The following is a 23561-nucleotide window of genomic DNA, read 5'->3' as shown; positions in this document are numbered from 1 at the left end:
CTCAGCTCTCGAAGTACCGACGTGGGTTGTCCACCAGCATCGCCTTGACCTGGTCTTCGGTGACACCACGTTCGAGCAGCGCCGGAATGACATCATCACTGATATGGGTGTAGTTCCAGTTCGGAAGTGCCACTTCTCTTGCCGCGCTGGGGAAGTAGTCGATGAAACACGACGCGTCATGTGCCAGAACCATCTTCTCCGCGTAACCGCGACGGGCCATCTCCACCACGGTGTTGACACGATCCTCGAACGACAGGAACGGTTCGAGACCAAAACGGTCCATCCCCAGTAGCGAACCGGCATCGGCCAGCGCACACAGGTAATCGAGATCGGTGGTGTCGCCGGAGTGACCGATGACCACCTTGGTCAGATCCGCACCCTCTTCGGCCAGAACCTTCTGCGCGACCAGCCCGGATTCAGTGTGCGGGTTGGTGTGCACGGTGATCGGCACTCCCGTTTCCACCTGCGACTGTCCGACCGCGCGCATGACCCGCTCGACGCCGGGGGTAAGGCCCGGCTCCTCGATGGCGCACTTCAGGAAGGAGGCTCGGACACCGGTTCCGGCGATTCCTTCCCTGATGTCCTTGACGAACAGTTCGACCATCGGCTCGGGGCCGTCGAACAGCAATCCCGGTCCGGTGTAATGGAATTGGAAGGGAATGTCGTTGTAGGTGTAGATGCCGGTAGCAACGATGATGTTGAGATCGACCTGCTCGTTGATCCGGACGATGCGCGGAATGTACCGGCCGAGGCCGATCACTGTGGGATCGACGATCGTGCTGATTCCGCGGGACTTCACCTCGGTCAGCTTTGCTACTGCGTCCGCTACCCGCACTTCCTCGTCCCAGGGTTCGGGGTAGTCGGGGTAGTTCTGGCGCAACTCCTCACCCAGAACGAAGACATGCTCGTGCATCAACACCTTTCCCAGATCGGCTGTATCCACCGGCCCACGAACGGTTTGTACTGAACTCATCGATCGAACCCCTGACTGTGATCGCCATCACTAACATGAGACAATGAGCTAGTGTGTCTCACGTGGCCAGGTTCGTCAATAGGCTCGATCCCCCGAGGCTCACCATTTTTCAACGGCCGAAATTGTGCAGTACCGGACAACCGGAGAGAATGTCCCGATGCCTACCGACCTCGAACGCCGACGCGCGATCGACACCGCCGCGAGCATGTACCTCGCGGAGGAACCACTCGACATGTCACTGCTCGCCGAACGTCTCGGCGTAGGCCGCGCGACGCTGTACCGCTGGGTCGGCAACCGCGACGAGCTGCTCGGAACAGTGCTGGCCGAGGCCACCGAACGGACATACCGAAAGGCGATGTCACAGGCGTCGGGGCAAGGTCCGGAGTACATTCTCGACGTCTTCGGCCGCGTCATGCGATCGGTGGAATCGTCGACAGAACTGCGCGCGCTGACCAAACGCGAACCGATGGTGTTCATCAAACTCGCGATGATGCCCGGCTCCATCGAATCGATCTCCGCCTCCATCACCGCCGAAATCTTGCAGTCCCAGGTCGACGCCGGCCAACTGACGATCACGCTCTCGCCGCAAGTGCTGGGCGAAGCCCTCGTTCGCATCTGCGACGTACACCTCTACGCCCCCCTACTCGGCCGAGAAAAGGCCGAGATCGAGACGGCCCTCGACCTGATCGCACTGCTCCTCGGCGTCACCCGCAACTGACACGCTTCGACCGCGTGAACACTACGGCGACACACCGGCCACCCGAGTCCTCAGACGTCTGATGAGTTGTTACTCTTTCGGTACCCACCCGAGAGGCAAGCCGTGTCCGACGACCACACAGGATTCACACTTCGCAGTGGTCCGCTGGTACCGCAACTCGAACAGTTGCTGCGCGGGCGAATCATGCATGGAACGTGGGCGCCGTCCGAGCGCATACCGAGCGAGGCGGCCCTCGCCGTCGAACTCGGCGTCGGGCGTTCCTCGATTCGCGAGGCAATCCGCCTCCTCGCTCGCGACGGACTACTCGAAGTCCGACACGGCGTCGGAACCTTCGTGGCTGCCGCGTCCGAACTCGAGCACGTCGACGAATTCACCAAACTTCTTCGACGCTCGAGGATCCTCGAGGTCTTCGAAGTCCGTCGCGCACTCGAGATCGAGGCCGCCAGACTGGCCGCGGAGCGGGTACAACCCGAGGACCTCGACGGCCTGCGGCGTCGACTGACCATGCGACACAGTCATTTCGAGGGTGATGTCGAGAAGTTCGTCGACGTCGACCTCGACTTCCACACCGAAGTCGTTCGGCTGTCCGGAAATGCAGTTCTGCTCTCGCTTTTCACGTCGGTGCGTCCACTCCTTCGTGAATCCCTCGTCGAGATGATGGCCCACGAGGCCGGCGTCCCCGACACCTCACATGCCCATGATCAGTTGGTCGAGGCCCTTCAAGACGCCGACCCAGAAGCCGCGGTAGCGGCAACTCGAGCAAACATCGACACCGTCCTACGACGACTGCGTGTGCTCGACGCCTAAGAGAGGTTAGTTCTCGTGCAACACCCCACCGGCACAGTTCTGTCGACCGAACACGTGGATCTCGTCCGCGACGGCCGATACTTGTTGAAAGACATCAACATTTCGATCGAACCCGGACAACACTGGGTCCTCCTCGGCGCGAACGGCGCGGGCAAGAGCACGCTTCTGAGCCTGCTCGGAGCAACCGCCCACCCGACTCGCGGTTCCGTTTACGTCCTCGGCCACAAGTTGGGCCGCGTCGACATGAGGGAACTGCGGATGGACATCGGGCACGTGAACCCTCGTCACACGATCGGAATTCCGATCACCGTCCGCAACGTCGTGATCACCGGCCTCACCAACACCACCGAGGTGATGCCGCGCTGGTCACCGACGCCGGAGCAAGAGGCTCACGCCGACGCACTGATCGATCTACTCGGAATGAGTCCGCGTTCGGACGCACTGTGGCCCAACTTGTCCCAAGGCGAACGGGGACGAGCCCTGATCGCCCGCGCACTCATGGTCGAACCGCGCCTGCTTCTGCTCGACGAACCGGCGACCGGGCTCGATCTTGCTGCACGCGAACAACTCTTGACGGCACTGGACGACCTCCGCAATCAGAACCCGTCACTTGCCAGCATCCTCGTGACGCACCACATCGAGGAGATCCCCAGCACCACCACACATGCTCTTCTGATCAAGGACGGCGTCGTGACCGCCAGCGGCCTCGCCGAGGATGTGATCACCACCCAGAACATCAGCGAGTGCTTCTCGCATCCCATCGAGATCGAGCGTCGTGGTGGTCGGTGGAATGCTCAGTCGCGGCCACGCGAAAGAGTGTGACCGACAGTAGTTTCAGAGACGTCTGGCGCCGGGTCCCTCCCGGCCCAGTTCGTCTCCAGGGTTGAGCAGGTTGCATGTTTTCAGTGACAGACACCCGCAGCCGATACAGCCCGTCAGTTCGTCCTGCATCCGGTTGATGGCCTGCTTGCGATCCTCGAGGCGCTGATTCCACTCCGTGGAAATCTTGCGCCAGTCCTTCTTCGTCGGAGTTCGCCCCTGCGGCAACGATCCGAATACTTCGGCAACTTCGGCCAGAGGTATCCCGAATCTGACTGCCAACTGGATCAGCGACACCCGCCGGATCGAATGCCGCGGGAACTTCCTCATATTTCCTGCCGTCCGCTCCGCAGGAACCAGACCGAGTGTTTCGTAGTAGCGCACAGCCGACACGGCGACGCCAGTGCGCTCCGATACCTCGCCGATCGAGAGAAGTTCGTCACTCTTACGGATCATTCTGCCTCCCAATGGCTGCGCGACATTGACCTGAAGCGCACTTGAGATTCTACCTTCGACAACATGCACTCCCCCACCGATGCTCCCACCGGAACCTGGCGGCAGCTCCTGAGCGGTCGATACCTCGGCACCGCTACCGTCCTCGCAGGCGGCGTTGCGCTGTACGCGACCAACGTCTACCTGACGACCAGCCTGCTTCCGACTGCCATCGACGACATCGGCGGTCAGCAGTACTACGCCTGGACCGCGACGGTCTTCCTCATTGCTTCCGTCATCTCTTCGATGTTGGTCACCAACGTCCTCGCCGCCAGGGGACCGCGCGGGGCCTACCTGATCGGCCTCGCGATCTTCGCGCTCGGCACCGTTGTCTGTGCGGTCAGCCCGACGATGGAATTGCTGTTGGTCGGCCGCACGATCCAGGGTTCGGGCGGTGGCCTGCTGGCCGGTCTCGGTTACGCCGTCATCAATGCCGCGCTCCCCAGACATCTGTGGACTCGCGGGGCCGCGCTGGTTTCGGCGATGTGGGGAGTCGGCACCTTCGCCGGCCCTGCAATCGGCGGTGTCTTTGCTCAGTTCGGAGCCTGGCGATGGGCTTTCGGCGTCCTGGTCATCGCGACGATCGCAGTCGCCGCTCTCGTCCCCAGCGCGCTACCGGCACATGAACCGGGCAGCACCACCAGTAGCCCGGTGCCGGTCCTCTCGCTGGCATTGCTGACTGCGGCAGCTTTGCTGGTCAGCGTTGCCGGAATTCTGTCCAACCTCGCCGTGACCGCCGCCATGGTTCTCGCCGCTGTGCTGCTACTGATCGCTTTTGTCGCCGCTGACCGTCGCTCGCGCCACGGCGTACTACCGCCGTCGACGTTCAACTCGTCATCTCTCAAATGGGTGTACCTGACCATCGTCGTCCTCGCCGTCGCGTCGACCGTCGAGACGTTCATTCCACTCTTCGGGCAACGACTTGCCGGCCTGGCGCCTCTCGCGGCCGGATTCCTCGGGGCCGCACTCGCTCTCGGCTGGACTCTCGGCGAAATCCCGAGCGCCTCGGCAACAGCCCCTCGTATCGTGCGACGAATCGTTGTCAGCGGTCCGATCCTCGTCGCGATCGGGTTGGGCATCATGGCAGCATTTCTCACCGAACACGCCGGCGCCGGTGCGGTGGTCGCGTGGGTGATCGGACTGCTGTTCGCCGGCGTCGGAATCGGCATCGCCTGGCCTCATCTTGCAGTCGGGGCGATGACCTCGGTCACCGATCCCGGAGAAGGTGCGCGTGCCTCGGCTGCCATCAACACCGTTCAGCTGATCGCCAATGCCTTCGGTGCAGCCCTGGCCGGAGTGCTGGTCAACATCGGCGAACCGTCGACGCTTCGTTCTGCGCAATTGCTTCTCTTCACCTTCGCCGCTGTCTCGATCATCGGCATTGCCGTGGCAGCTCGCGCACTTCCGCGAACGCCCGACAAAATCGGCAGCCCCGAAATCGTTCACGACGCTCGCTAAACTGTGAGAAACCCACACGGAGGAGTTGGCCAGTGACAGAACCGGATCCGGGCACAGTGGAAACCGACTTCCCGAAGACGGGAGCTCCCGCACAGCGCGCGCTGATCGCAGCGGGTTACACCCATCTCGCGCAGCTGACGTCCGTGTCCGAGAAGGAACTCGGCGCTTTGCACGGGATGGGACCGAAGGCCTTGAGGATTCTGCGCGAAGCACTCGCCGAACGTGGTCTGAGCTTCGCCGACTGAGCTCTCACATCAGACCAAGCTCGCCCGCACCTGGTTGCCACCTTCGCGCTTCGCTTCGTACATCACCGAGTCCGCGACGCGGAAGAGTTCGGCAAAAGCAGCGTCGACGGACTCACCCGGATTCCGGGGCGCGGTGCGGACCGCCATTCCGATGCTCGCGCTCGTCGGAGGGTCATCGTTCGCTCCGTCCATCGCGGAGCGGATCTGTCCTTCCAGCCTGGAGATCACGCTGACCGGTACCCGTTCGACCACGACGAACTCGTCACCGCCCATACGAGCAGTCAAGGCGGACTGGGTTGTCCACAAACGGATGCGCAGTGCAGTTCGCATGATCGTGCTGTCTCCTACGTCATGGCCGTGAACGTCGTTGATCGTCTTGAAGCGATCGAGGTCGATCACCACTACGAGCAGTGCATCCGCTTCGGTGACCGGAGCGCCCATCAAGTCATTCACCCGACGCGCCAATCCGCGACGGTTGAGCAGTCCGGTCAACGGGTCGATGTCGGAGGTAGTGGCATCCGAACCCAGGACCGCCAGAACAATCTGTGACACAACAGGAATCACGATGATCGTAGCCAGCACAACCGAGATCTTCGCCAGTCCCAAGCCGACGTCCGCTGCTGGCCCGAACAACAAAGTCCACCCCGAAAGCACCGTGACGGTCGAGGCGAAGACCAAGTGACCGACTTGGAGTTTCGGATTGTGGAAGAACGCGATGTAGCCGCCGATCGACGCGAAAACGACGCACGCGATGAGTCGTCCCAGCGGTTCCGAGTCGGTTGCGGCCGCCGCCGCAATCGCGACGTCGGAACCCACGACAAAGGTGTACGACCACAGCGGCGTAGGCGGAAACAGCCACCAGATCAGGGCCGCGCCGAGGCACAGCGCGATGACCGCCAGATTGACCGCTCGCCAGAACGTACCTTGCGGACCGACGTCACTGAATCGCGCCGACAGCAACACCAGCCCCATCCAGAATGCTGTTCCGCCGACCAGCGCCCGGCAGGAAGTCAAGAACCCGCGGTCCTGGAGGTACCTGCTGAAACTGTGGAACTGGTCCGGCAACTGCCACCAGCGCATGACGACGTCGACCAAACCGTTCATCGCCGATCAGCCGATGCAGCTCCGCAACTTTTGGGCGTACTTCGACGAAACGGACTCGCTGATTTCCCCCCGGAGCACACTGGCATATCCGGCAGCATAGTCAGCGGCGACAGACAAAAACCGTTCTGCCGGATTTGAATCGGTCGATCAACTCAAAGCGTCGTAGGCCGCCGATACGTACTGCGCCGATCTCTCGGAACCGAGCAGACCCGGCCCCATCTTGTTCATCACGTACGAGAACGTCATGCGCTTCTCGGTGTCGATGATGATCTGCGAGCCACCCCAACCTCCCCAGAAGCAGATTCGCCCCTCCGGAATGAACGGGACGGACTCGGGCGTCGGCAATCCGAATCCGACGCCGAAGCGGACCGGCACGCCGAGGACGAGGTCGACCCCGTACGACTGCTCCTCGAAGATCTTGTCGATCGTTTCCTCCGACAGCAAGCGAACGTCACCGACCTTGCCACCGCACGCGATCACCGATTGGATCCTTGCGAGTGCCCTCGCATTCGAATGACCGTTGGCCGCACCGATCTCGGCGGCGCGCCACCCGTCGGTCCACGAACCTGTAGCGTCAGCGGGCGGCGCGGTGAATGTCTTCACCATGATGTTGTCCATCCCGAGTGCCGCGATGTCGATCGGCAACGGCGGTGGCGCAATCACATTCGAGACTCGCCCGTATTCCGACTTCGGCAAGCCCAGGCGGAAATCAGCATCGAGTGGGCCGGCGATTTCCTCGTCGATGAAGCGGCCGAGGGTTCGTCCGTCGATGCGCCTGACGACCTCGCCGATCAGGTGGCCGTAGTTGAGGGCGTGGTATCCGGATGCCGTACCCGGTTCCCACCACGGAGCCTGCGTCGCCAACCGGGCGGTGGCATATTCGTCGTCGCAAATGTTCTCGAGGGTGAACGGTTGATCCCACCCCGACACACCCGAGGTGTGCGACAACAGTTGCCGGACCCGAATTCGGTCCTTGCCCGCTGCTGCGAATTCCGGCCAGTACTGCGCGACCGGGGCGTCGAGATCAAGCAACCCGCGGTCGACGAGCATGAGCGCGGCCAGTGCGGTCACGGTCTTGCTGCAGGACCAGACATTGGTAACGGTGTCGCGAGACCAAGGAGCAGTGTGCTCGACGTCGACCCAACCGCCCCACATGTCGACGACGGATTCGCCGTCGATCGTCAGTGCGATCGCTGCCCCGACGTCCTCGCCGGAATCGAGATTGCGTGCCAGCGCCTCCTTCAAGCCAGAGAATCGCTGGTCACATACGCCTTCGATGTTCGCCACTGACAGCCTCCACAGGAATGATGAAACTTGACGTCAACTTCAACTATGTCGAGTATGTGTCCGATTCACCTGTGGTGTCAATCACTTCAAGTGCCAGAGTCGGCTCAGACCAACGGGATTCCCTTGGCGATGCGCCGACGCAGATCCCAGAGATAGAAGTTGTAGGGAAACATCCGCAGAATCTTCGGACTGAACCGATTGACCAGCGCGGCGACGCGCATGGATCGGTCGAAGTTACGCTGCTGACGCACTGACCACGGGAGCCGCATTTCGTCACGAAAGGCTTGGGGCAGGAACCCGGTGGTGACAAATCGGTTGAGCGGACCGACCACGGGATGCAACAGCTTCGGAGTGAAGGTCGCCGACGCGATCCCGTAGAGATGCTCACGAATCGTCTCATCGATCGCCACCTTGTCGAGGTTCTCGTTCCAGTAGACCTCGAACGCATCCCGGTCCGCCGGCCACATGTCGCGTCGCATCTGTAGGGTTGTACCGAACGTGGCGCTGCGCTGATAGAACGCATCCCGGGTTACCGGATCGAGATCCCCGTACAAGATTTTGTAGACGTCCTCGAAGCCTCGGTACAGGCAGGCGGCCACCCACAGCTGCAGTTCGGGATCGAACGCGTTGTATTCGACCGCGCTGTTCTCATCGGAGCGAACGTGCTTGTGAGAGCCGTTGACTGCGCGTCGGTACAGCTTCTTTTCTTCGTCCGTCGCCAGGCTCGCCACCGCGAGATACGTCAGCGTCGTCCGGGTTCGCTTCACCGGATGCCGATCCAACCGACCCGTCTCGACCTTGCTCTCATACACGCCGTACCCCACCGCCGGGCGCGCCAACTGCATGATGACGTTGGCGCCTGCGGCCAACAGTCCGAGCCCGGACATCGCCTTTTCAACCTCGGCGTCGATGTCGACCGCCTGGACGCCGACCGCTCCGATGCCGCCTACCACCGCTTCCTCGCGCCCGTCCATCGAATCCCTACTCACCGTCATGGCAGAACCCCTTCGAGTCGATATCTGCGAACGCATGTTCTCAGATGAGTGAAACGCCGAAATGCCGAGATGTCAAGCAATCTCGGGATGCAAAGATGGTCTTCATGAATGACCAACCGCGTTCGTACGGTGGCGTCGACGGCGCGCTCCGCGTAGCCCAACGACGGGAGGCGCTGATCGAGGCCGGTCTGGAACTCATGGGCTCCGCCGAGCCCGAACTGACGGTCCGCGGAGTGTGCAAGAAGGCCGGTGTCGCGGCGCGGTACTTCTACGAGAGCTTCACCGATCGTGATGCTCTGATGTCGGCCGTCTACGACACCGTCATCACGGACATCGCCGTTTCAACCCAGGCTGCAGTGGACGCCGCCGAGACCGAACGCGGCAAGGCGCTCGCTGGAATCGCGAACATCGTCCGCACTATCGCGAACGATCCCCGTCGCGGACGTCTACTGTTCTCCAGCGCCCTGACGAGCCCTGTCCTGGCCGAGAAACGCCAAGCGTCGACGACGATATTCATCGGTCTCCTGGCCGCCAACGCGAAGACCTTCTACCGATTGAACGACAGCGGTCATCTGACCCTGACGGCCACGTTCCTGGTCGGCGGCCTGGCGCAGACCCTCAGTGCATGGCTCGACGGGTACATCGACGTGACGGAAGAAGAACTGGTCGCCGAATGTGCGGCGATCCTGCTCGCACCCGCCCTGCCGCCGTCTTGAGCTCCTGCATTCAGTCCCAGATCCCGATGTTGTCGAGGTGAGCGAGAAGTCGAGCAGCGCCGTCGGAGAACTGCAGACTCATCTGCGCGTCCACCTGTTCTCGATCGTGCTTCTCGAACGCCGCGATCAAAGCATCGTGGCTCGATACCGCAAGCTCACCCCAGCCTGGATCCGTCGCGTAGAGACGAGCAGGGGTGTACCGAATCGCGCCGAACAGGAACCATGCCAACTTCGCACCACCCGCAGCGCGATTGATCAGGCGATGGAACTCGAATTCGCACTGCTCGATCGCAGCTGCATCCGAAGCGTCGACCGCCGCTCGCAAATCGGCATTGAGTTCCGTGAGTTCCGCGAGTTGATCAGCGGTGATTCTGTCCATCGCCCGCAACGCCAGCTTGACCGCGATCTGCCCCTGCAACCAGAAGATGTCTTCGATGTCCTGGCGACTGAGGGGCGAGACGAGATAGCCGCGATGCGGAACCAACTCGACCATCCCCTCGCCGCGTAATGCGACGAGGGCTTCTCGCACCGGCGTGACGCTGACCCCGAGGTCGGCCGCGGTTTCGTCCAGCCTGACGAACTCGCCCGGACGGACCGAGCCGGACATGATCAGGTTGCGAACGTGGTTGGCCACGTCCTCCGACAACTGTGGCCGTCTCCTCAGCTCAGATGTCGCTCTCCGAGTGCGTGCAGACGTTGCCACAACCGATCCTCACAGTCCGTACGTTTTGCCGATGATGTCTCGCTGAATCTCGTTGGTACCACCATAAATGGAGGACACAAGAGTCTTTCGCACATGGTGCTCCATGTCGAACTCAGTCGCGTAACCGTACCCACCCATCATCTGCATCCCCTCGAGCGCGACCTTCTTGGCGGTCTCGGTCAGCTTGAGCTTGGCCATCGACGCTTCCCGCGGGAACATCTTGGTCGGGTTGGCGTCGACCATTCGGGCCACGCTGTAGACCAGCAGACGGCCGCATTCGATCTCCGTGGCGAGATCCGCGATCCGGTGGCGAAGCGCCTGAAACGATCCGACCGGACGGCCGAACTGCTTACGCGTGGTGACGAATTCGAGGGTGTCGTCGAAAGCGCGCTGCGCGGTCCCGAGCATCATCGCCGCGAGGATGAGGCGTTCGATGTTGAGTCCGGCCATGAGTTGACGCCAGCCGTTGCCGACTTCGCCAACCACCGCGTCCTCGGGCAGGAATGTGTCGGTGAAGTAGAGATCGTTGACCTCCTTGCCGCCCATGGTGTCGATTCCACTGATCTTCAATCCGGAGATGTCGGCCGGGACATGGAACATCGTCAGGCCCTCATGCTTGCCTTCACCTCGGGATGTGCGAGCCACCAGAAGGATGTTCTCGGCGAAGTGCGCGTTGGAACACCACGTCTTCTGGCCGTTGATCAGCCACCCACCGTCGACCTTCTCGGCGCGGCAACTCAGATTTCCCACGTCGGAGCCCGCTTCGGGTTCGGACATCGAGATCGACTGAGACGCGCCACGGACGATCCCGCCGAGCACTGCCTCCTTCTGGGCCGGACTGCCGAACTTCTCGTACGCAGCCCCGGTGATGACGGTCGGGCCGAGTCCACCGATCGGCGCCATGCCCTTCGCGGCTTCCTCCAGAAAGATGCACAGGTCGACCGTGCTTCCGGCGGATCCGCCGTATTCCTCCGGGACAGTCAGCCCGAGCCATCCCAATTCCGCCATCTTCTCGTAGAACGCCTGGTTGTGGTTATGGGCGCCATGATCGGTCAGCAGGTCTCGCTGCTCACGGGTACCACTTTCCTTCTTGCAGAACGACGCTACCGACTTGGCGAAATCAGACTGCTCCTGCGTGAAATCCATGTACATCGAAAACTCCCGAGTGAGATGAGGCTGGAGGCTTGTCGGAGCTCGGTCCGACGCATACTGTGACTACCAGCACAGTAAATCACATCACATATATGTGATGCACCGACATGTGGAGGATCTGAAGAACATGACAGAACAGCTCGGCCGCCAGAGCACGTCCACGTCGACAGATCCGAGATCGGACGATCACACCTTCGCGAGCCTCGACCCTCGCAACGATTCCGTGGTCGCGCAGCACCCCATTGCAGACCAGCGAGAGATCGAGAAAGCGGTCGCCGCAGCACGCACGGCGTCGAAGTGGTGGGATCAACTCGGATTCCAAGGCCGCCGGAAGGTGCTCGGCAATTTCCGCGCCGCGATCGCCACTCACGCCGAATCGATGGCGGCGATCATTTCCGCCGAGACCGGAAAACCCAGCGACGACGCACTACTCGAAGTCATGCTGGCCGTCGAACATCTCGACTGGGCGGCACGCAACGCACAGAAAGTGTTGCGCCGCAGACGCGTCGGTGCAGGACTGATCAGCGCCAACCAGTCTGCATCCGTCGGCTACCGGCCGATGGGCGTCGTCGGCGTGATCGGCCCCTGGAACTATCCGCTGTACACACCGATGGGGTCGATCGGCTACGCACTGGCCGCCGGTAACGCCGTCGTGTTCAAACCGAGCGAACTCTCACCAGGCGTCGGCGTCGAATTGGCCCGGCTGTGGAACATCGCGGCACCCGGACACCCTGTCCTGCAGACCATTACCGGCGACGGCAAAACCGGAGCACTTCTGTGTTCGTCCGGCGTCGACAAGATCGCATTCACCGGTTCGACCGCTACCGCAAAGCGCGTAATGGCCGCCTGCGCGGACACCCTCACTCCCCTGGTCGCCGAATGCGGTGGCAAGGACGCCATGCTGGTGGACTCCGATGCCAACCTCGATGCGGCCGTGAGCTTCGCGGCATTCGGGGCAGTGGGCAACGGCGGACAAACCTGTGCCGGCGTCGAACGAATCTACGTCGCAGCGCCCGTGTACGACGCCTTCCTGTCCAAGCTCACCGCCGCGCTACGAGACGCCCACGCCGGCGCCACCGACAGCTCGACCTACGGGCCGATGACGCTGGGAAAGCAGACTGGGATAGTCCGGGGCCAGATCGAAGACGCTCTCAGTCGCGGCGCGAAAGCTGTACTCGGCGGACTTGATTCGTTCAACGGTCCGTTCATCGATCCGATCATCCTGACGGATGTTCCGGAGGATTCCACGGCGATCACCGAGGAGACGTTCGGCCCGAGCGTCGTGGTGAACAAGGTCGCCGACATGAACGAGGGGATCGAACGCGCCAATGCGTCGAAGTACGGCTTGGGCGCCTCGGTGTTCACCAAGAGTTCGTCGAAGGGCCGAGCAATTGCCGAGAAGCTCGACTGCGGTGTCGTCACGGTCAATTCGGTTCTCGGTTTCGCCGGAATCGCCGCCCTGCCGTTCGGCGGGGTCGGCGATTCCGGATTCGGCCGTATCCACGGAGCCGATGGGCTGCGTGAGTTCAGCAGTGTGAAATCACTGGCCGTTCAGAAGTTCAGCGCTCCACTGGACCTGCTGACCATCGAGCGAAAAGCCAGGGACATGAAGATCTCACGTTGGATGCTGGCGAAACGCCACGCGAAGTCCTGAGAGATCAGGCGATCAGCCGGCGGTGACGAGCACCTGCTCGTCGCTGTCGGCTGCTTCGAGTTCACGAACCAGCGGAAGCACCTTGGCCCCGAAGTATTCGATCTCCTCCTGGAAATGCAGGAATCCGCCGAGAATCAGATCGACACCGCGACGGCGATATTCGACGATCCGATGCGCGATTTGTTCCGGCGTGCCGATCAGTTGTGAGCGGAAACCGTCGTTGTACTGAACCAAGTCCTCGAACGTCGAATCCGCCCACATCCCGTCCTTGGACGCGGTCGACGCGCCGGCCTGTTGGACTGCATTCTTGAATCCCTCGACCGCAGGGCGGTTGGCCTTGGCGATGATCTCGCGCAGTGTGTCCTTTGCTTCCGCCTCGGTGTCGCGGGCGATGATGAATCCGTTGAGCCCGAACTTGACCTCCCGATCGTTCTCACGAGCAACACGGCGAACGTCGACCAACTGTTCGGTGACGCCGTCGTAGTCCTTGCCGTTACTGAAGTACCAATCCGAATACCGGCCCGCGTTCTCACGGGCTGCCGCCGAGTTACCACCTTGGAACAGTTCGGGATTGGGGCGCTCCGGAGTGTTGAGAGGCTTCGGCTTCAACGTGAAGTCGTGGATGCGGTAGAAGTCGCCGCGGAAATCGACGTCGTCCTCCGTCCAGATCTTCCGAAGAACCTGAAGGAACTCGGCGCTACGCCGATAACGCTCGTCGTGCTCGAGCCACGGCTCGCCTAGATGTGTGAACTCGTCCTTGAACCAACCACTGACGACGTTGACGGCAAATCGACCGTTCGACAAGTGATCGGCGGTAGCGCCCAGTTTCGCCAACACGGCCGGCTGCCAGAGTCCCGGATGCACCGCGGCGATCACCTTGAGCTTCTCGGTGGCCAGGAGTAGCGCAAGGCTGAAGCTCGTGGATTCGTGCTGGAATTCGGCCCCGTAGCTCGCCTCGTAACGTACCTGGCTCAGGGCGTACTCGAAGCCGTTGTTCTCGGCGGTCTGTGCCAGCTTCTTGTTGTACTCGTAGTCCCAGCTGGTCCGCTGCTCGATGTCGGAGGTGACCAGACCACCACTGACATTGGGCACCCAGTAGGCGAACTTGATCTCGTCGGCGATACGTTCAGTAGACATGAAACCCAGCAAACATGCAGTTCCCAGTGGTTTCCAGGGTAGCGATCACACAGGTTGTAAGTGTTGGGTGGGTGCTGCGACTGTGAAACGGTGGCAGCATGACTGCTGTGGACATTCAGGAGATCGCGCACCGCATCACCAGCGAGGACGAGGCGCTCTCGGTGGCGTCACAGCTGTCCGACGAGTTCGCGGCAGGTGCCGGAGTCCGCGATGCGCAGCGCCTCCTTCCCCACGACGAGGTTCGCACCCTGGCGCGGTCCGGCTTGCTCGGACTCTCGGTGCCGAAGGAGTTCGGTGGCATCGACGCAAGCACCGAGACGTTGGCCGAGGTCTTCCGCCTACTCGCCGAGGGCGATCCCAGCATCGCGCAGATTCCGCACAGCCACTTCACTTTCCTGGAAGCGCTCCGGTACCAGGGGTCTAACGAGCAGAAGCAGTTCTTCTACGCCGAAGCATTGTCGGGCAAGCAGTTCGCCAACGCCCAGAGCGAGCGCGGCAACAAGACCATCGACATCGACGGCACCACTCTCACCCCCGACGGGGAAGACTTTGTGCTCGAAGGTCGAAAATTCTATTGCACCGGAGCGCTTTTCGCAGATTGGATCGTGGTGCGTGCCGCCAATGCGGATCAATTCACCGAGACCGGCGCACAGGTGAAATCCGCGGTCTACCTACCCCGGAATACTCCCGGACTGTCGATCGTCGACGACTGGGACGGCATGGGACAGAAGACAACTGCAAGCGGAACCGTGACCCTGGAATCCGTTTCGGTGCCGCGGTTCAATGTCGTGCCCTTCACGTCGCTCTTCACTCACCCGACCACCTACGGAGCACAGGCCCAGATCCTGCACGCCGCGATCGACACCGGCATCGCGTCGGCTGCACTGCGTGAATCCGTGAAACTCGCGGCAAAGGCGCGTCCCTTCTTCGAAGCGAAAGTCGATACAGCGGTGGAGGATCCACTGCTCGTTCAACTCGCCGGCGAAGCGGCAATCGAGGTTCGCGCTGCCAGATCCCTCTTGGCGGAAGCAGCGCGATCGATCGACGTGGCGCGTCGTGATCCCACCGAGGACTCCACGGCCCGAGCATCCATCGACGCTGCAACTGCCAAAGTGGTCGGCGCCAGGGCGTCATTGGCGGCCACGAGCACTTTGTTCGAGATCGGTGGCACCAGAAGCGCGGGCGAATCGGCGAACCTCTCGCGGTTCTGGCGTGACGCGCGCACGCACACCCTGCACGATCCGACGAGGTGGAAGGTCCAGCACATCGGCCGGTGGACACTGTCCGGGACAATCCCACCGCGGCACGGACTGCTGTGAACACACTCAGTCGGAGTTCATATATCCGCTGATCAAGACTTCCAGTCCTTCCAAGTAGCTCTCAGTCGTCGTCCCTCCCGGCCAGTCCTCGAGCACCTCACTGAGCACCGGCAGTTTCTCGGGCCCGATTTCTCGGATCTTGACCGCGAGAGGTGACACGCTGCCTTCCGGTCGCGTAGTGGTGTCGTAGATGTTGAGCAATGCGCCGAGTGTGTAGTTCCACAGCGCTCGATAGATCAACAGTGCGCGACGAGGTGACATACCGAGTTCGACACACGCGGCCATCGCCCGATCGACCAAGACCACAGCGCCGCTCCCACCACGGCCACCGCGCTGAAGCAACTCGATGATCCAGCGCTCCGACGCCAGCTTTTCGAAGATCGCGGTGAAGATCGTGCGAAGCCGTTCGACCTGATCCTGCGGCAGGACCAGCGCGCCGAGATCTTGTGAGTACACATCGAGCACCGCGCTGATCAGCTGTTCCTTGTCGCCCACGTGCCGGTACAGCGCCATCGGCGTGGTGCCGAGCGACTTCGCCAACGCGCGCATGCTCAACGCGTCGGCGCCGCCGGTCTGAAGCTGCCGTTTCGCCTCGTCGACTATCTGCTCCGACGTGATCGTCGGGGGACGTCCGAGCCGCGGTGATCTCGGTTCCATCTTTTCGGCCATCCGTCGATTGTGCGCGCCCCTGCTACGACGCTCTCGCCCGGGGAACCCCTTGCATCTCAGTCGCCAGCAAGGTAAACCTAACTACTTATGAGAACGCGTATACAAATTAGGTACCTGCAATGACAACAACAACTCGAGCGGTAGCCGCACCAGCTCTGGTCCTCACAGCCGCCGCGGCAGCGCAGTTCCTGGTGGCCTTCGACATGTCGGTCATCAACGTCGCACTGCCCGACATCCAGGAATCGCTGAACTTTTCCGACGCCGGGTTGTCCTGGGTCGTCAACGCGTACGCCCTCGCCTTCGGCGGACTGCTGCTTCTCGGCGGTCGTCTGTGCGACGTGATGGGCACTCGTCGAGTTCTGGTTTCCGGGCTTCTGCTGTTCGCCCTCGTCAGCATCGTCGGCACCTTCTCCGTGTCCGCCGAAATGCTTGTCGGAGCTCGGGCACTTCAAGGCGTCGGCGCTGCACTGATCGCGCCGGCCGGGCTCGCCGCACTCAGTCAGGCCTTTCCCACCGGACGCGCCAGGGCCAAGGCATTCGGCATCGGCGCAATGTCGTCAGCACTGGGCGGCGCACTCGGTGTCGTCCTGAGCGGCATTTTGACCGAAGGGCTCAGTTGGCGATGGGTGATGTTCGCCGGCGCACCAGTGGCCCTGATCGCCGCAGTTGCCGGTGCCCGTGGCCTGCCGGCCGGCCAAGCCGCCAGAGGCGGCTCCCTCGATCTCCCCGGAGCCATCTTGGCGACGGCCGGAATCACCGCCCTTGTCGGCACAGTGATCGCCACGGAATCACATTCCTGGACTTCGGGTTACGTGCTGGGTGGATTCGCGCTCACGATCGCGCTGCTCACTGCGTTCGTTGTGGTCGAAAGCCGCTGCGCCACACCACTGGTACGACTGTCCACCCTGCTTCGACCCCGAATCGGACTGGCCAACGCCATCATGTGCCTGGTGTGCGCGGCACAGTTCAGCGCGTTCTTCTTCGTCTCACTCTTCCTGCAACGCGGGCTGGGCTATTCACCGACCACCACCGGTCTGGCTTTCCTGCCCTTCTGCTTCGGCCTGGTGATCGGCATCCTCGCGTCCACCAAACTCCTTCCGCGCTACGGAGTTCGACCGCTGCTCGTAGTCGGGACAGCAGTCGCCGCAATCGGAACTTTCATGTTTTCGACCATGAACCTCGACAGTCCCTTCTGGGCCGTCATCCTGGTGCCTTCGCTTCTGGCGAGCATCGGCATCGGTCTGTCGTTCATGCCGCTCAGTAACGTCGCCACCGCCGACGCTCCCCCCGAAGAAGTCGGCATGGCATCCGGGCTACTGAGTACATCGCGTCAGATCGGCGGTTCACTCGGACTAGCCGTTCTCGTGAGCGTCGCCGCTTCCTCGACGGCACGTTCGGACAGCGCGCCGACCGAAGCACTGGTTTCCGGATACTCCCAAGCCCTCTTCGTCTGCTCCGGCCTACTGCTGGCCGGTACCCTCCTGTCCTTCTTCTTCCCACGAATGGATCGTTGACCTCAGATGTTCACCACCCGAACCGCATTCGGCATCGTCTCGGCGCTTCTCCTGACCGTCGCCGGCGCAAGCGCGTGCAGCAGCTCCGCCGAGTCCGACACCGCCTCTGCAACTCGCTCCGTCACCCACGAACTCGGCACCGTCGAAGTTCCGGCCTCACCGCAGCGCATTCTCGCGCTCGACGAGTACGCGGGGTTGAGTGCACTCGCACTCGGCGTGAAGCCCACCGTCGTCTACAGCACCCTGCGATCGGACGTCGCCAAGTCGATTCTGCGCGAGCAGGGCGTCGAAATTCTCGACAAGCCGACTTTCTTCGCCAACCCCGCCGTCGAGGAGATCGCGTCCGTCGAACCCGACGAGATCTTGATGAGCAATGCCGGTCCATTACCGAGCCTGTTCGCTCAGATCAACGCCGTGGCGCCAACCTTGGTCCTCCCGTACTCGGCGCCGTGGCGTGACGTGCTCGAACAAGCTGGGGCACAGCTCGATCGAGGCAGCGAAGCAACCGCCATGATCGGAAAGCTGGAATCCGGTCTCGAAGACGTCAAGACTGCGGCGGCCGGCCAGAGCCTTGCGATCCTTCTCGGCTACAGCGGAAACCTGTTCACCGTGCCACCGACCACTCCCATCTCCACACTGGTCACCGAGGCCGGATTCACCAGGCCGGCATCGGAAATCAACGCGACCAACAATCAAGACACCGGCACGATTTCGCCCGTCTCACCTGAACTCCTACCCGAGCATGCGGCGCAGACCGTCGCCGTACTTTCCGGGCAGCAGTACGACGCATCCATCGTGCGAAACACTCCACTGTTCGACAACCTGACACCCGATCCGGCGCACGCTCTGGACGTCAGCGGTGATCTCTGGTTCGGCAGCCATCCTTTTGCCATCTACTGGATCATCCAGGATCTGGACGGCATCGCACATGGCAAGGGGCAGAACAGTATCGGAACCCTCGACAGCGCCGACGCGCGATGGGCGGCATTCAGCGCGCTCTGACGTCCTGACGGAAGGTCAGCGGAGAAACACCCACCCGGGTGGCGAAGAACTTCGTGAAGTTCGCAGAATCGTCGAACCCCAACTTCGACGCCACCTGGGTGACCGTGTCCGTGCCGAAAGACAGCAGACGTTTCGCTTCGAGAACCACACGCTGATCGATGTACTGCTTTGCCGTCATCCCGGCAGCGGCTCGGGTAGCCCGCAGCACAGTCTTCTCGGAGTACCCGATCTTGTTGGCGTACTCCGAAACCGAACGGACCGTGGCGAAGTCACGTTCGACAACGGCATGAAACCTTTCGAACACGTCATTGTGCGCCAGCACGGAACTCTGTTCCTGTCCACCGAGATGGGTCAGTTTCAACAGAATTGCTGTCAGCGTGTGCCGCAGAATGGCCGCGCGAACGACCGGCGCGGAAGTATCCGGGCAGCCGTAGTTCAGGTTCAGGTGTTTCATACCCGTGCTGATGGTCTCGAGGTTCTCACCGGACAACTGCCACGCTGCCTGCCGACTGCGAGCGTTCCCGTCCAACAACTGCTGACTGACGGCATCGAGCGACGAGGGCGTGAACAGAACAACCGTCGCCTCGAAATCCTGGATTCGCCCCCACTGTTGCACCTGCCCCGGTCTGACCCAGAACACGGTCCCCGGGCTCACCGCGTAGTTCACGAAGTCGATGGTGTGTAGCGCCGAACCCTCGGTCACCAGCGCGAGCAAGTGAAATTGCGGACGTTGGGGGCCGACGAACTCTGCGCTTCCCCCGTTGATGCGAATGGTGTCCAGGCTGAGTACTTCGATCTCGGTCGCGTCAGCCACCGACGATGCGTACCCGACGTCCCGGACGGGTACTTGTCTGTTTTTCACTAGTTCGGGACTCATCTTCACCGTGACCGAATACCCGAATGCGACATATCGTCAGGGTATCAATCAGTTCACGCTCGGATAGGAATCTTCCAGTGCAGACATCACGCTCGGAAACAGCAGGCAAGACGCAACTCACCTACGTCTTCGACGCCTATTGCGGGTGGTGTTTCGGCTTCGGCCCTGCGTTGACGGAGTTCGTCCGTCAAAATGCCGATTCCATCGACTTGTCCGTGGTCAGCGGCGGACTGTTCACCGGTGAGCGCGTCGCGCCCATGTCTTCGGCTCCGTACCTGAAATCAGCCAACGCCACCATCGCCGCCCAGACCGGCGCTGTCTTCGGTGACGGATATTCACAACTGGTGACTGATGGGCGGTTCGTCATGGATTCGACGGATGCAGCGATCGGACTCGCCGCACTGCGCGCGCAAGATCCGACACGCGCCCTCGACATCGCGGAGGCCATGCAGATCACGTTCTACCGAGACGGTCGCAGCCTTTCCGATCCTGAGACGTACCGATCCATCGCGGAATCCCTCGAACTCGACCCATCTGCCGCGGTGTCTTCCCTGTTCACCGCCGCCTCGAAGGATGCCGCCCGCGCTGATTTCGTCCGAGCACGCAGGCTCGGCGCCACTTCGTTTCCGACGCTGTTGTTCCACGGGAGCGACGGGTCCGTCGTGAAATTCGGTTCTCCGACCAGTACCGCGGCCGATCTCACCCGCGACCTGAACACGTGTGTGCGGGCGTATGCGGTGGCTTGACCCACGCACTTTTGCGAGCGAAAGGTACGCCCGGCGCCTTCAGTACGCCGAACGTACCTTTCGCTCAGCGTGACTTCACCCAAATCACTTCGGCCCCCCTTCTGGTTTGATGAACACCGAACGAATCGCACCAAAGGGGAAACGACAGTGGTTTCAGATCCGATCACGGGCCTGGAGATGGAACTTGCCGACATGTGGCAACGAGGACGCGCCCAGGCGCGCACCTATGCGCGCGCAATTCATCCCAAACTCGATCCGGCGCTCTACCCGGTTCTGGTCATCCTGAACCGTTCGGATGCGGTGCGGATGTCCGACCTGATCTGCACCCTCGATATCGAGAAGTCCACCTTGACCAGGCAAATCGACGCCGCAGCTCGACTCGGCCTGGTGGAACGAATCCCCGATCCCGACGACGCTCGCGCCAAGTTGGTAGCTCTGACCCCTGAGGCGCGAACGAAGCTCACGACCATCCGCAATCACCAGATAGATCGCTGGCGCGCCCGACTCGCGAAATGGGATACGGACGACATCACCACGCTGACAGCGCTGCTTCACCGACTGGGCAGTTCCGAGGACTGACGACAAAGTAATCGTGATGGGCAGCCCACTCGAACAGCCGGACGATTTACGCCGTCACGACAATTCTGCAGCAGCACGCAGAATCAACTGGGTGACCTCGTGCGGGTGGGACGCCAAGGATGCATGGCCTGCGTCGAGTTCCTCGATCTCGCGGGCACCGATACGCTCTGCCATCCATCGCTCGGTTTCCGGCGGAATCATTCGGTCCTGCCCTGAAACCTGATACCAACTGGGCTTCCCACGCCATGCCGGCGGCCCTGACGGGTCCGAGAAGCACTGACCCGCAATGGGTTTCTGCGTCAGCGCCATGACCAATGCTTCGGTGTCGTCGAGATCCTGACTGAAACTCTCCTGAAACTTGTCCGGGGCGATCCACAAGAAGCCCTCGGCGTCCGGCGCGATGTTCGCCGCGCCCGCCGGCTGATCCGTGCGGGCGAAGATACTTCCCAGGCTGTCACCCTCGTCCGGCGCAAAGGCAGCGATATATACCAGTCCCACAACGTTTTCCGCATGACCCGCGCCTGTGATCACCGCGCCGCCGTACGAGTGTCCGACCAGCAAGGTCGGGCCGTCCATCGATTCGGCCAACTTCCTGGTCCGGTCCACGTCGTCGGCGAGCGAAGTAAGTGGATTCTGGACCGCAACCACTCGATGCCCGGCGTTGTGCAGGGCGGGTATGACGTGACGCCAATGAGAACCGTCTCCCCAGGCTCCATGCACCAGAACGATGTTTACCTTCTCGGTCATGACCAACTCCTCCAGATACGCAGTGCGACGAATACTCCGACGATCGGCAAGCCTTCGAAACCCAGACCTTGCCTGTTACCCACGTTAAGGGGATCCTGGATCAATAACCATGACCAGATTGCCAAGTTTTTGTGCAGAAACGCCGAATGCTCGAGACATCGGAGTGATCGATCCATGAGGACAACATCATCACAGCGGTACGTACCCACCACCGACGAGACTCGAACCCGGGACACCCTCTCGCACGTTCTCGAAGTCGTCCACCTTCGCGGTGATCAGATTCATCGCTGCGTCCACGGCGAGAACTTCACCGTGGAGGTACCCACGGGGGTGCGAGCACTTCACATTGCCGAGCACGGTGACATCGTGATCAGAACGCAGGGCAAAGCCCCGATCGAACTCGGCCCCGGGGAACTCGTACTGTTACCCCATGGGCTTGCTCATACGATCGAGAATGCGATGCCGATGCACACGAAAAACGAAACATGTTGGCTTTTCGGCACTTTCACACTCGACGACGTCGCAGCGCAGCGACTGCTGTCCGTTCTGCCGGACTTCGTCGAACTGCGCGCGACACAAGGAACCCCGGTCGAGTGGCTCGAGGTGAGCAGCCGACTGTTGGGCGCCGAGGTGGACGATCCGAAACCTGGTTCCTCCGTGATGGTTTCCCGGATTCTCGACCTTCTCTTCGTCCAGATCCTCAGAGCGTGGGCTCGAGCGGACGGATCGAACGGCGGATGGTTGACCGCAGCAATGGATCCACGAATCGGGCAGGCCCTCGAGGCCGTCCACAACGACCCGTCACGCAACTGGACCATCGACGAACTGGCGACGCTGTCCACCCTGTCGAGATCGTCTTTTGCGGAGCGCTTCTCGCGACTGGTCGGCCAGACGCCCGGCGCTTACATCACCGAGCGCCGACTCGACCGTGCCGCCGAACTACTCGTGCAAACCACCGAGCCGGTCGGAACCATTGCGATAACTGTCGGCTACGAATCCGATGCCGCGTTCAGCCGCGCCTTCCGTCGACGATTCGACGCCTCGCCGTTGAACTGGCGAAAGTCCAACTCCCACAATCACTGACGTCAGGTTGCAGCGACTACGCCTGCGACCGGGATCCGGCCGAGAACTGCAACGCGGAAGTCCACCATCGCGCGCTCCACGTGATTGGCGCTCGAGACCACAACCACGCCGGTCGCGCCTCGATCGGCGAGAATCCGCGCAGAGTTGATCGCATTCTCGACTGTCGACCACGAAGTTCCCTCTTCGGTGATCCGGCCCGGGTTGACGCCGTTGGCAACGAGCCATTCGCGCATCGCCCTGGCTTCCGTTACTCCGGCCTTCGGAGCCCCACCGCTTGTGATGATCGGAGACTGCGGGTACTGACGGGCCAGCTGGAGCGCCGCCTGAAGCCGGTCGACCAACATCGGACGCATCGTGCCGTCGTCGAAGAGGCCGGCACCCAAGACGACGATGTTCGTGCCCACGGGGTTGAGGTCGAGCAGCACGGGCGACTGGCGTGTCAGCGTCTCAGCACTCGTGCACGCGAGAATGAGAGACCGCACCGGTGTTTGGCAGCCGCCCACCGTCGACAGGATGCCGTTGACGACCGTCGACAGGATGCCGTTGACGACCGTCGTCGGAGTGATGTCGGCACTCGCTGTCGCCGGCGTCAATCCCACTCCGGCTGCGGCGATTACCGAAGCAGCAATCAATCCCTTCGTCAGAGACCTACGAACATTTGCCATGTAGCCGAACCCCCAGATTGTCGATTGTCCAGCCCACGGTAACGAACATTTCGTCGCGATTGCATCATTTGACTCAAATTTACTGTTCACTGACCGTCAC

Annotated in this window: 25 protein-coding genes; 13 read left to right on the top strand and 12 right to left on the bottom strand. The window is 61.8% G+C overall.

What is annotated here, in order from left to right:
* Position 1 precedes the first annotated feature (1 nt).
* Positions 2-973, bottom strand: a complete 972-nt coding sequence (locus G4D79_RS08035; RefSeq protein WP_003943005.1) for a phosphotriesterase — start codon at positions 971-973, stop codon at positions 2-4.
* Positions 974-1130: 157 nt separating this feature from the next.
* Here G4D79_RS08035 and G4D79_RS08030 point away from each other — a divergent pair, with 157 nt between their 5' ends.
* The 3 genes from G4D79_RS08030 (at position 1131) to G4D79_RS08020 (ending at position 3320) form a co-directional block, all read left to right on the top strand.
* Positions 1131-1691, top strand: a complete 561-nt coding sequence (locus G4D79_RS08030) for a QsdR family transcriptional regulator (protein ID WP_003943195.1) — start codon at positions 1131-1133, stop codon at positions 1689-1691.
* 102 nt (positions 1692-1793) lie between these two features.
* Positions 1794-2498 (top strand): FadR/GntR family transcriptional regulator, encoded by a 705-nt coding sequence (locus G4D79_RS08025; RefSeq protein WP_003943086.1) that lies wholly within the window; start codon positions 1794-1796, stop codon positions 2496-2498.
* Between the two features lie 15 nt (positions 2499-2513).
* Positions 2514-3320 (top strand): ABC transporter ATP-binding protein, encoded by an 807-nt coding sequence (locus G4D79_RS08020; protein WP_003943111.1) that lies wholly within the window; start codon positions 2514-2516, stop codon positions 3318-3320.
* A gap of 12 nt (positions 3321-3332) precedes the next feature.
* Here G4D79_RS08020 and soxR read toward each other — a convergent pair whose 3' ends face one another.
* Positions 3333-3773 (bottom strand): redox-sensitive transcriptional activator SoxR, encoded by a 441-nt coding sequence (gene soxR, locus G4D79_RS08015; RefSeq protein ID WP_003943238.1) that lies wholly within the window; start codon positions 3771-3773, stop codon positions 3333-3335.
* A gap of 63 nt (positions 3774-3836) precedes the next feature.
* On the opposite strand from soxR, the gene G4D79_RS08010 reads away from it, so the two are divergent.
* Entirely contained in the window at positions 3837-5267 is a 1431-nt protein-coding gene (locus G4D79_RS08010; RefSeq protein ID WP_099697140.1) for an MFS transporter, read from the top strand.
* 32 nt (positions 5268-5299) lie between these two features.
* Positions 5300-5512 carry a hypothetical protein gene (locus tag G4D79_RS08005; RefSeq protein WP_007730800.1) on the top strand — a complete coding sequence of 71 codons (213 nt, stop codon included), beginning with the start codon at positions 5300-5302 and terminating at the stop codon, positions 5510-5512.
* 9 nt (positions 5513-5521) lie between these two features.
* Here G4D79_RS08005 and G4D79_RS08000 read toward each other — a convergent pair whose 3' ends face one another.
* From G4D79_RS08000 to G4D79_RS07990, 3 genes are all read right to left on the bottom strand, one after another.
* Positions 5522-6616, bottom strand: coding sequence for a GGDEF domain-containing protein (locus G4D79_RS08000; protein ID WP_042446343.1), 1095 nt, complete (start codon positions 6614-6616; stop codon positions 5522-5524).
* Between the two features lie 147 nt (positions 6617-6763).
* The gene (locus G4D79_RS07995) at positions 6764-7903 is read right to left on the bottom strand and encodes an EstA family serine hydrolase (protein ID WP_042446349.1); all 1140 of its coding nucleotides are present in this window, start codon (positions 7901-7903) and stop codon (positions 6764-6766) included.
* 104 nt (positions 7904-8007) lie between these two features.
* On the bottom strand, positions 8008-8877 hold the full coding sequence (locus tag G4D79_RS07990) for an oxygenase MpaB family protein (protein ID WP_042446353.1): 870 nt from the start codon (positions 8875-8877) through the stop codon (positions 8008-8010).
* 116 nt (positions 8878-8993) lie between these two features.
* Between G4D79_RS07990 and G4D79_RS07985 the strand changes: the two genes are divergently transcribed.
* On the top strand, positions 8994-9614 hold the full coding sequence (locus G4D79_RS07985; RefSeq protein ID WP_007730794.1) for a TetR/AcrR family transcriptional regulator: 621 nt from the start codon (positions 8994-8996) through the stop codon (positions 9612-9614).
* Positions 9615-9624: 10 nt separating this feature from the next.
* On the opposite strand, the gene G4D79_RS07980 is transcribed toward G4D79_RS07985, so the two are convergent.
* Together G4D79_RS07980 and G4D79_RS07975 are read right to left on the bottom strand one after the other, a co-directional pair.
* Positions 9625-10317, bottom strand: coding sequence for a GntR family transcriptional regulator (locus G4D79_RS07980; protein WP_099697141.1), 693 nt, complete (start codon positions 10315-10317; stop codon positions 9625-9627).
* 9 nt (positions 10318-10326) lie between these two features.
* Positions 10327-11469: an acyl-CoA dehydrogenase family protein gene (locus tag G4D79_RS07975; protein ID WP_007730792.1), complete on the bottom strand. Its 1143-nt coding sequence runs from the start codon at positions 11467-11469 to the stop codon at positions 10327-10329.
* Between the two features lie 127 nt (positions 11470-11596).
* Between G4D79_RS07975 and G4D79_RS07970 the strand changes: the two genes are divergently transcribed.
* Positions 11597-13123, top strand: coding sequence for an aldehyde dehydrogenase family protein (locus G4D79_RS07970; RefSeq protein ID WP_064688136.1), 1527 nt, complete (start codon positions 11597-11599; stop codon positions 13121-13123).
* 12 nt (positions 13124-13135) lie between these two features.
* Here the strand turns inward: G4D79_RS07970 and sfnG are convergent, their stop codons facing one another.
* Positions 13136-14260, bottom strand: coding sequence for a dimethylsulfone monooxygenase SfnG (gene sfnG, locus G4D79_RS07965; protein WP_007730790.1), 1125 nt, complete (start codon positions 14258-14260; stop codon positions 13136-13138).
* Between the two features lie 98 nt (positions 14261-14358).
* Here sfnG and G4D79_RS07960 point away from each other — a divergent pair, with 98 nt between their 5' ends.
* A complete protein-coding gene (locus G4D79_RS07960) occupies positions 14359-15579 on the top strand; it encodes an SfnB family sulfur acquisition oxidoreductase (protein WP_058038329.1) in 1221 nt (406 codons plus the stop codon).
* 6 nt (positions 15580-15585) lie between these two features.
* Here G4D79_RS07960 and G4D79_RS07955 read toward each other — a convergent pair whose 3' ends face one another.
* Positions 15586-16248: a TetR/AcrR family transcriptional regulator gene (locus G4D79_RS07955; protein WP_007730788.1), complete on the bottom strand. Its 663-nt coding sequence runs from the start codon at positions 16246-16248 to the stop codon at positions 15586-15588.
* A 119-nt stretch (positions 16249-16367) separates the two neighbouring features.
* On the opposite strand from G4D79_RS07955, the gene G4D79_RS07950 reads away from it, so the two are divergent.
* Positions 16368-17762: an MFS transporter gene (locus G4D79_RS07950; protein ID WP_003942889.1), complete on the top strand. Its 1395-nt coding sequence runs from the start codon at positions 16368-16370 to the stop codon at positions 17760-17762.
* 6 nt (positions 17763-17768) lie between these two features.
* On the top strand, positions 17769-18764 hold the full coding sequence (locus G4D79_RS07945) for an ABC transporter substrate-binding protein (protein WP_064687850.1): 996 nt from the start codon (positions 17769-17771) through the stop codon (positions 18762-18764).
* Here G4D79_RS07945 and G4D79_RS07940 read toward each other — a convergent pair.
* Entirely contained in the window at positions 18751-19578 is an 828-nt protein-coding gene (locus tag G4D79_RS07940) for an AraC family transcriptional regulator (protein WP_030536057.1), read from the bottom strand. The genes G4D79_RS07945 and G4D79_RS07940 overlap by 14 nt on opposite strands.
* 140 nt (positions 19579-19718) lie before the next feature.
* On the opposite strand from G4D79_RS07940, the gene G4D79_RS07935 reads away from it, so the two are divergent.
* Both G4D79_RS07935 and G4D79_RS07930 read left to right on the top strand, forming a co-directional pair.
* Positions 19719-20387: a DsbA family protein gene (locus G4D79_RS07935; protein ID WP_064687851.1), complete on the top strand. Its 669-nt coding sequence runs from the start codon at positions 19719-19721 to the stop codon at positions 20385-20387.
* 147 nt (positions 20388-20534) lie between these two features.
* A complete protein-coding gene (locus G4D79_RS07930; protein WP_003942924.1) occupies positions 20535-20966 on the top strand; it encodes a MarR family winged helix-turn-helix transcriptional regulator in 432 nt (143 codons plus the stop codon).
* Positions 20967-21020: 54 nt separating this feature from the next.
* Here the strand turns inward: G4D79_RS07930 and G4D79_RS07925 are convergent, their stop codons facing one another.
* Complete coding sequence (locus G4D79_RS07925; protein WP_099697143.1) at positions 21021-21713, bottom strand: alpha/beta hydrolase; 693 nt, start codon at positions 21711-21713, stop codon at positions 21021-21023.
* A gap of 174 nt (positions 21714-21887) precedes the next feature.
* On the opposite strand from G4D79_RS07925, the gene G4D79_RS07920 reads away from it, so the two are divergent.
* A complete protein-coding gene (locus tag G4D79_RS07920; RefSeq protein WP_007730783.1) occupies positions 21888-22796 on the top strand; it encodes an AraC family transcriptional regulator in 909 nt (302 codons plus the stop codon).
* Positions 22797-22798: 2 nt separating this feature from the next.
* On the opposite strand, the gene G4D79_RS07915 is transcribed toward G4D79_RS07920, so the two are convergent.
* Complete coding sequence (locus G4D79_RS07915; RefSeq protein ID WP_099697144.1) at positions 22799-23551, bottom strand: YdcF family protein; 753 nt, start codon at positions 23549-23551, stop codon at positions 22799-22801.
* Between the last annotated feature and the right edge of the window lie 10 nt (positions 23552-23561).

It is taken from the genome of Rhodococcus sp. WY5, assembly GCF_018588185.1.
GTDB lineage: Bacteria > Actinomycetota > Actinomycetes > Mycobacteriales > Mycobacteriaceae > Rhodococcus_F > Rhodococcus_F qingshengii.
Note: the sequence above shows the minus strand (reverse complement) of the source record. Positions and strands in the feature narration are given on the sequence as shown.